The following is an 8,460-nucleotide window of genomic DNA, read 5'->3' as shown; positions in this document are numbered from 1 at the left end:
GATTATCCGCTGACACAAAGATGCATAATCCGAAGGAGAGGATAAAAATCACAAAACCTGCTATCTTCCAGGTACACATTTTGATCCTCCTGAAATGACATGAACAGTATTATCACGGTAGTTATACTAATAATACATATAATGGAGAGGTATGTCAAGAGAGGAACAAAAAAAATTTCGCTTTATCTTATTGTCAGCCTGCAATATCGAGCATTCTTGCCAGTGCCTTACGGGCATCATCCTGGACTTCAAGTGGGACTTCGACAGGATTAACATCTTTATAATTCTCTAAACACCAGGCCAGGTCGTTCAGAGTCGTCCTGTACATATTGACACACATAGCGCAGGTCTGTCCGGAAAGTTCAAAGATGTTCTTGTCAGGATGCTCATGAACCAGTCGATCCACCAAATTCAGCTCTGTACCGATCGCGATATGTGTGCCCGCGGGCTGGTCGGCGACATACTTGACGATAAAGGCTGTGGAACCCTGTGCGTCGGCTTGAGCGACGACCTCCTGGGGACATTCGGGATGAACCACTACCTTGAGATCGGGATACCGGGTACGCATAATCCGTACATGATCCGGCTTGAAAGTGGTATGGACATGGCAATAACCTTTCCAGAGAATCGCCCTGGCTTTTTTGATCTGTTCAGGGCTGTTTCCGCCCAGTTTTTTCTTGCGAAAGTCCCAGACAATCGCTTCCTCCTCTGAAAGCCCCATTTTGTTGGCAGTGTTTCTTCCCAGATGCTGATCGGGGTAGAAAAAGACCATATCGCCATGATTATAACCCCACTTAAAGGCCTGAGGAGCGTTTGAAGAGGTACATACCAGGCCGTTATTGCGACCGCAGAAAGCCTTCAGGTCGGCCGCGGTGTTCATATAGGCGATCGGGATGATTTTACGATTCGGTATGATATCTCGGATTTGATCCCAGGCCCTGTAGACATTGGCAATCTCGGCCATATCGGCCATCGGACAACCGGCCAGAGGATTTGGCAGGTAAACTGTCTGCTCATCGGAGCTGAGGATTTCCGCCGCTTCCGCCATAAAATGAACGCCACAGAAAACGATGATTTTTGCATCCAACCCGGCGGCTATCTTTGAAAGCGCGTAAGAATCGCCTTTATAATCGCCCAGGGCGACAATCTCCTTGCGCTGGTAATGATGAGTCAAAATGACCAGTTTTTTGCCAAGCTTCTTTTTAGCTGCTTTTATTCGCGCTATCAGCTCATCATCGGTAGCGCGCTGGTATTCTGCCGGGATTGGATTAAAAGTCAAAGCCATAGATTAACTGCCTGCTAATATACTCATCTTCACTTTTAAAACATTAGCATTATGATAATGTTCTGACAATAATTAGCAAATCATTAATTGGAGATTATTATAAAGCAAATAATGGAGATATCAAGCTGTTTTTGGAGCGGGAAAGAACTATTATGTTACATATCTTCTTTTGGGCTTACGCTTTATCAGGAGAGATCCAAACAGGACTGCGAGCGAGCCCCCCAGAATCAGGAAGAATCCCTGGGACAGCTTTTCGTAAAGATCATTGAAACCGGTGGTGATCTGCGGATTTGTGCCGGTCTGGTAGAAAACTGCCGCCAGCAACACCAGTGGCAATACTCCAATTAAAATTCGCAGGATTTTGGGCAGTCGTCTGTTAAATGCCAGTAAGAAATTGATGAGCGCTAAAAGCGCGAAAACCAGCCAGAGATAGTTTAAAATCTGAGGGGCATCCTGAACAGAATCACCAGCTTCCTCCAGTTTGCTCCCGAGGTTATACAAAGACAGCTCATATTCCAGCGGGGGTGGTGTGATAACTATTCCGCCCATCTCCTGTGGTTCTGTCGGCATCTGGTCAGTATAGATCGGTAAAAACAAGCTGTATATAATTAAAGCGGAGCCCCCGATAACAATCAATCGTCCTAAAATACTGAACATCTTCACACCTGCCCTTTTATTAAGTTGTCACCTGTATAGAATCGACCACCTGGCGAAAAGCCTTAATATGATCCGGACTTGTCCCGCAACATCCACCAATCACTTTAACGCCGATTTTTATCATTTCGCGAGCCTTTTCTGCCATAAACTCCGCTGTTTCAGGATAGATCACTGCCCCGTCACGCACCTGAGGCAGGCCTGCATTTGATTGTATCACAACAGGTTTGTCGGTTAGTGAGATAAATTCTCGAGCGACCTGGATCATCTTTTCAATCCCGTTGCCACAATTGGAGCCAACTAAGTCTGCGCCTGCTTCAGTCAGCTTTTCAACCGCTTCCGATATTGTCACCCCCATAATGGTGAAGAAACCATCAGGAGTGGGGTCAAAAGTCATTGTGGCGACAACAGGGATTTTCCGGTTCTGGTCCCGTACCGCCTTCAGAGCCAGCACAGCTTCGCTTACATCGGTCATGGTTTCAATGCAGATCAAATCCACCCCTGATTCTATCAGGACACGTGTCTGCCTTTTGAAACTGTCGTAAATTTTCTCGGGTTCAGTGTCGCCGTACGGTGTCAATATCCTTCCGGTTGGCCCGCATGAACCGGAAACAAACGCGCCTTCTCCAACCTGACTGCGTACATGCTCGACTGCCAGTTTGTTAATTTGCTCGGTTTTGTCATCTAAGCCATAGGTTGCAAGCTTGAGTGGCGTGCCCCCGAATGTGTTGGTCTGGATAATATCTGCTCCTGCTCGATAGTAGGCACGGGCCACAGATTTGATGATTTCAGGATGGGTCAGGTTATATTTCTCCGGGCACTCACCGGTCTCGAGGCCATGTTCAAACAGCTGGGTACCCATAGCGCCGTCAGCGACTAACGCATGGACAGAATTCAATTTCAGAAAAAATGATTTCATTTAATTGATTTCCATAAACTTCTTGAGAGATTCGACAGCGTTAAGACCGTCATAAGCGTAGGCATCAGCGCCGATTTCCTCGGCAAACTCTCTGCTGATCGGGGCTCCGCCGATAATCACTTTGATCTTATCGCGCATATTATTCTGCTTCAGAAGTTCAATAACCTCCTTCATTCCGGTCATCGTCGTAGTCAAAAGCGCTGACATCCCGATAGCATCTGCCTTTTCGGCCGTAGCTGTTTCAACGAATTCCTCGGGAGTGACATCATTGCCCAGATCGATTACTTCAAATCCAGCCCCCTTGAGCATAATCCCGACCAGGTTCTTGCCGATATCATGCAGGTCGCCTTTCACAGTCCCAATTACAACTTTGCCGATCGTGGGAACATCCTCCTCGATCAGAAGCGGTTTTAAAAGCTCCATTCCCGCGTACATAGCTTTCGCCGCCAGTAAGACATGGGGCAGAAATATCTGGTGTTTCTTGAATTTCTCGCCCACTACGTTCATTCCGGCTATCAAACCGTTGTCGAGAATCTGCTTTGCCTCGATTTTTTGTTCGATCGCCTGTTTTGTGAAACTGGCAACCTGATCGTGATTGCCAGCCTGTAAACTGCTTGAGATTTCTTCAAATATCTGCATCTATTCCCCTACGCGCTCTGTTTTAGTCTTTCTATTCTCTGTAGACAACTTCTGTTTTTGCAGGATTCGCAACAGGGATAGTTGTCTTCGTAAATATGGATCTTTTTATCGCCTGTCAGGATGACTCCGGAAATCGATTTCAATGGTTGCATCAAAAATGTATCACTGAGTGTTATTCCGATCTTCCCCGGTTGCAGGTATTCAAACAGCTTTTTCTGGCCGCTGATATGCCATCCGCAATACCCCGGGCTGTATCTCATCGAGACTAAATCATCAGAACCCTTTTTGCCTGCTATCAAGCTACTATGGTATTCATCCTGGATAATTTGTGCGCAGTTTTCCACTGCTTCCGAGGCAAATGAATCCAGCATAGCGGCCAGTGCAAAATCGTTTTTGGCAAACAACCTGTTAATTTCAAGGCTTACTTCGACCCCCACAGTGACCGCGAAAAGCGATAGATGATCGGCGTTTGGAAATATATCCGCGACCGGTGTTTCATTATCGTTTCTTCCGGAGCCTGTGTAGATTTCCCTGAAATCGTCTCTTGAAATGCGCGTAAACATCCCCATCGGTCGACGCAAGCTGTTGAAAATCTTCCCGGCCTGTTCGACAAGTTCAATGATCCTGTCGTCGACATCCCCGCTCGACATAATACCCTGTGCCCGCAGAACATCTTCTGAACCGGGCAGTATTGACTGTGCTTCGATCTCAAGAATATTTTGCATCAGTGTAAATCCGGTAGTTTATCCATGCCGTGCTGTTTAGCTTCTTTCTTCATCAGGGCGGTAAGTTCCTGAGAGACTTCATCTGGGATAGTGTTTTCCTGTTCCGTCCTGAGAAACTCTTCGATCTGTTGCCTGGCCCGCTGGCCGAGAGTACGACTGCCCTCTTCCCGATACCGCATCCGGTTTGCCCGGTCGATCACTTCTGAGGGCATCAAGTGCTCCAGGTCGAGGTATTGCATCGTATGAGACGATATCAACAGGTGTTTATCCCTGAGGAGTTCTTCCATTCGCGGGACGATCGGGAAATCATCCTTCGGTTCAATACCTTTCATAAGGCGACTTGACATCGATATTATCTGGTTATCGAGCACAAGTTTTTCGAGACTGAAACAGCTCTCGAAATCCAGCATTCCTGGTCCCGAGACCTGGGATATACCCGACATGGTGGCCAGGAAAATCCCCAGTCCGGTTTCCAATCCCGCCTGCGCATCCAGCAACTTGGCGTCGGAAAGCCCGATATAGGCCTGGGTCGGCAGGTCGAGATATTTACCGATTTCATTGTAAGCGCAGTCGATCATCATAGTTTCGACAGCGCCCATCGGTGTTGTTTCGTATCTCATATCAAATATAGCCGGCGAACCGCCATACAGCACGGGCGTTCCGGGATTTGTCAATTGACTGATAACCAATCCGCTGAGGGTTTCGGCGGTATGCTGGACGAGCGTTCCCACCAAGGTTACCGGTGCCATAAAACCTGCCAGGGGCATGGCGATATACTCGACCGGAATTTTGAAATTCGCGCAGTCGACGAGGTTCTGCGAAGTGACATCGCTCCATTTCAAGGGCGAGGTTGGACAGCATGAGAACACAGTCAACGGTTTGAGCGCCAAATCCTCGGCACTCCCCCGTACCGCAACCTGCAGATCCTTCATGACCTCAAAGGCATCGATTGTAAATGCTCCGGTCACAACCGGCTTGGTGCAGTACTTCAGGCTCAGGTAAAGACGATAGCTGTCGGATATTTTAGCCTCGACATCAGCCGGTATGAAAGCTGTGCTGGTGGAAGCGATATTTTCCATGTGGTTCATCAATCGCGAAAATCGAATATAGTCGGCTGTGTCTGGCTTGCGAATTTCTGCACGGGAATCATCGAGCAGGTTGATCGCGGCTGAACCGGGTGTGAAATTGACCGGACCATCGGAGAGGTCGACTGCTTCCTGACCGAAAACGTCGTAAAGCTTGAAAGACGAGGGTGCCGAAGTCAATGCCTGGTTGATGATATCTTCTGTGAAAGTCGCGCGCATATTGTCCAGACGGATATCCGCGCCGTGGTCGGCCAGCATTTTCAGAATTTCTTCGTTGTGAATTTCGATTCCAAGTTCACACAAGATAGCATAAGCTTCACTTATTATTTCCTCGATCAAACTCTCTTCAAGAAATCTTATCTTTGGTTTCATTCATGCTCCATAGATTTAACTGAATTTAGCGAAAAGGTAATTAATAGCAATTCACACTGCAAGCACAATTGGCATAAAAAAACCGCCCGGTTTCATACGGGCGGTTGTAATAGTTTTTGATTTCTAACGGCAATCAGCACATGGAATCGGCCCGTCGCGAAATACGTAGGACACGAGGTAAACGACATCGAGAAGATTAATAGTCATATCGCAATTGACATCGCCACTCTCATAAGGATTTGGTTCCGAAGCGTTGCTGAAGATATAGGCGATCAGGTAGACTATGTCACCGACATCGACTTCATGATCGTCATTGACATCGCCGCAGATATACTCTATTCCGACATACTCAATCTTTACAGGTATCGACTTATCGGTATAATCAGCGACATCGACACTGAGCAGATAACCATCGCCGGTATAGCTGAATAATTGTCCCGCACCAAAAGAAATCATCGATTCTTCAGGAGGTGTGGCAAAATCTGGGGCGATCAGCACACGTGTAGTATCGTATTGAAATTCGGCAGATATCGGAGTATTATCTGGTCCCGCATAATCCTGATCGGGATCAACATCACCGCTGAAAACCAGATGTGCCCCCGCCAGGCTGTCAGGATAATTTAAAATAACAGTGTTTGCGGACAGATCCTGAATGAAAATGGCAGTATCCGAGCCCGGCGCGGAAAAACGTTTGGGGATCGGGGGGACATCGCCGATTATTATCCGCAACTGGTAAATAAAGTCTCTCATCGTCAAAGTCAGACCGTCGGCATTGATATCGCTAGCGGCTGTCTGTGCCTCGACATCGAGGGTGAATGCATTCAGCCCCAGCAAAAAGTATGCTGAATAAATAACCCAGTCAGCGACTTCATTGGCAATCTGGTTAAGGTTAAGATCCCCTCGATTAGAAATGGTATCGCTACAGAGTATATCGACATAACCGTTGACGAAATCGGCCAGCCGGATTGTTACATTACCGCCCAGCCCCATGCAGGAATCCGGTGTGCCGAAAGAGGTCGGAAACTCATCATCCTGTTGAATCTCCTCATATACACCGAAATGCCAGTTGTGAGAATATACCCTGTCAGAGTAAACAATCGTGTCGCCACCACCGTTGACAAACGAATTGCTGGCACAATCCAGCCACTTAAATTTAACCGGCGAGGTGTGACATTCCCATTGATTGTCTGTGGTCACATGAAACACCAGGTAAGCAAGATTGCCCGAATTCTGGATCAGGTTACAGGTTGGATTGGTGGAATTAAGAATGTCCGCTATTGCTGTCAGCCTGATTAAACCGTCGCCAAGTTTGCGGTATTCGAAGTATTCCCAGCCACAATCAGTAAGCAGGTCACCTTCGATCGCGCCGGAGAAATCGAGAGGGGCTTCCTCGTAGGCGACATCGAGTTCAAAACCGACCAGCTCGGGAAACATCAGGTTATGCTCGATCGTAACCGGGATGATGGCTGAATCTCCCAGGGGCACCCAGTCGGCATTTCCTATCATGACCCTGATATTGCTCGAGGGCTGTGCCTGAAGAGGCATGAAAAACATTTGAGAGATAAAAAGCACCACTGCTGTCAATACCAGGCTGTAGATTCCGTGGCGAGAAAAGGACAGGCCTCCACGTGAAACCATAACTCCTCCCTTATTTGGGGTTCAGGATTGATTGGACATAAATCGCATATTGCGACGCAGTAGCAAATACGGTACTAGCGAAGACCTCACGATTAAATTACGAGATAGTGTAATACAATAATAAAGTATAAGTATCGGCGGTAATGTCAAGAATTATTTTCGCTGTACTTCATACCGATTCAGACTTTGGCAGTAGTCTTGGGATTCTTGTCAAGAATTTCCCTGACGGCCTGACCGAGTACCTGGAGCGTGAGAGGTTTGCGCAATATTTTCGAAGCTCCCATGGACAACGCCAGTTTGACTCTTTCGGCTTCGGCGTAACCTGTCATGACCAGAGCTGGTTGATCGGGGTAGATTTCAAGGATCTTACGGTAAGTCTCAGTTCCATCCATGCCATCCGGCATAATCATATCGAGGATAATCAGGTCCTGCCTGAAGTTTTTGACATACTCAATGGCCTTTTTACCACTGGCGACAGTGGCGACATTATAACCGAGCTTTTCCAGCAGGTTGGCGGCCACATTACGCTGAATCCTGTCATCATCGACAATCAGCAGTCTTTCGGTGCCTCCCCTGAGGTTTTCGGTAACTGACTTGTGGATCTTGTCCCTGGTGATCGGCAGGTAAACATAGAAGCTGGTGCCTTGCTCGGGACTGCTTTTCCAGTCCAGGTAACCATGATGGTCTTCTATTACAGCATGGACAATGCTGAGCCCGAGCCCGGATCCTTTTTTCTTGTCAGCAGTCTTGGTGCTGAAAAACGGTTCCAGGATTCTATTCTGTATCTCTTCGGGTATACCGGGTCCAGAATCACTGATAGTCAGGCACACATATTCACCTGTCTTGACCTTGTTGTAGTAACCGCTTGACTGATCGACATAAATATTTTTTGTCCTGATGTTCAGCGAACCGCCTTCAGGCATAGCATCGCGAGCGTTATTGACGAGATTAGAAATAACTCTGAAAATCTGTGATCTTCCCCCCATGACATTAAGAAGGTCTTCCTGCAGATCAGTTTCGATTTTAAGCTTATCCGGCTTATCATAGACCTGGTCAAGCACATGCTTAACGATCAGGTTGATATTTACCGGTTCCTGATTGTAGTGCCCACGTCGCCCCAGTGTCAGGAGTTGCTGGTTGATT

The 8,460-nt window shown here is 47.4% G+C and carries 8 protein-coding genes; all 8 read right to left on the bottom strand.

Annotated features, from left to right (window positions below; translation table 11 throughout):
• Positions 1 to 193: 193 nt before the first annotated feature.
• Entirely contained in the window at positions 194 to 1,279 is a 1,086-nt protein-coding gene (gene nadA, locus GF404_04105; protein MBD3381361.1) for a quinolinate synthase NadA, read from the bottom strand.
• A 156-nt stretch (positions 1,280 to 1,435) separates the two neighbouring features.
• Entirely contained in the window at positions 1,436 to 1,942 is a 507-nt protein-coding gene (locus GF404_04100; GenBank protein MBD3381360.1) for a hypothetical protein, read from the bottom strand.
• 19 nt (positions 1,943 to 1,961) lie between these two features.
• Positions 1,962 to 2,858: a methionine synthase gene (locus GF404_04095; GenBank protein ID MBD3381359.1), complete on the bottom strand. Its 897-nt coding sequence runs from the start codon at positions 2,856 to 2,858 to the stop codon at positions 1,962 to 1,964.
• Complete coding sequence (locus tag GF404_04090) at positions 2,859 to 3,497, bottom strand: cobalamin-binding protein (GenBank protein ID MBD3381358.1); 639 nt, start codon at positions 3,495 to 3,497, stop codon at positions 2,859 to 2,861. It abuts the gene before it with no gap.
• Positions 3,498 to 3,505: 8 nt separating this feature from the next.
• On the bottom strand, positions 3,506 to 4,222 hold the full coding sequence (locus tag GF404_04085) for a hypothetical protein (protein MBD3381357.1): 717 nt from the start codon (positions 4,220 to 4,222) through the stop codon (positions 3,506 to 3,508).
• Positions 4,222 to 5,679, bottom strand: coding sequence for a hypothetical protein (locus tag GF404_04080; protein MBD3381356.1), 1,458 nt, complete (start codon positions 5,677 to 5,679; stop codon positions 4,222 to 4,224). Before GF404_04080 ends, GF404_04085 begins: the two co-directional genes overlap by 1 nt.
• A gap of 123 nt (positions 5,680 to 5,802) precedes the next feature.
• Positions 5,803 to 7,317 carry a hypothetical protein gene (locus GF404_04075; GenBank protein ID MBD3381355.1) on the bottom strand — a complete coding sequence of 505 codons (1,515 nt, stop codon included), beginning with the start codon at positions 7,315 to 7,317 and terminating at the stop codon, positions 5,803 to 5,805.
• Positions 7,318 to 7,496: 179 nt separating this feature from the next.
• Positions 7,497 to 8,460: response regulator (locus GF404_04070; protein ID MBD3381354.1), on the bottom strand; the 964-nt coding region annotated here is incomplete at its 5' end.

Source organism: Candidatus Zixiibacteriota bacterium (assembly GCA_014728145.1).
Lineage (GTDB): Bacteria > Zixibacteria > MSB-5A5 > JAABVY01 > JAABVY01 > WJMC01.
The sequence above is the reverse complement of the archived record's forward strand: the minus strand, read 5'-3'. Positions and strand labels throughout refer to the sequence as shown.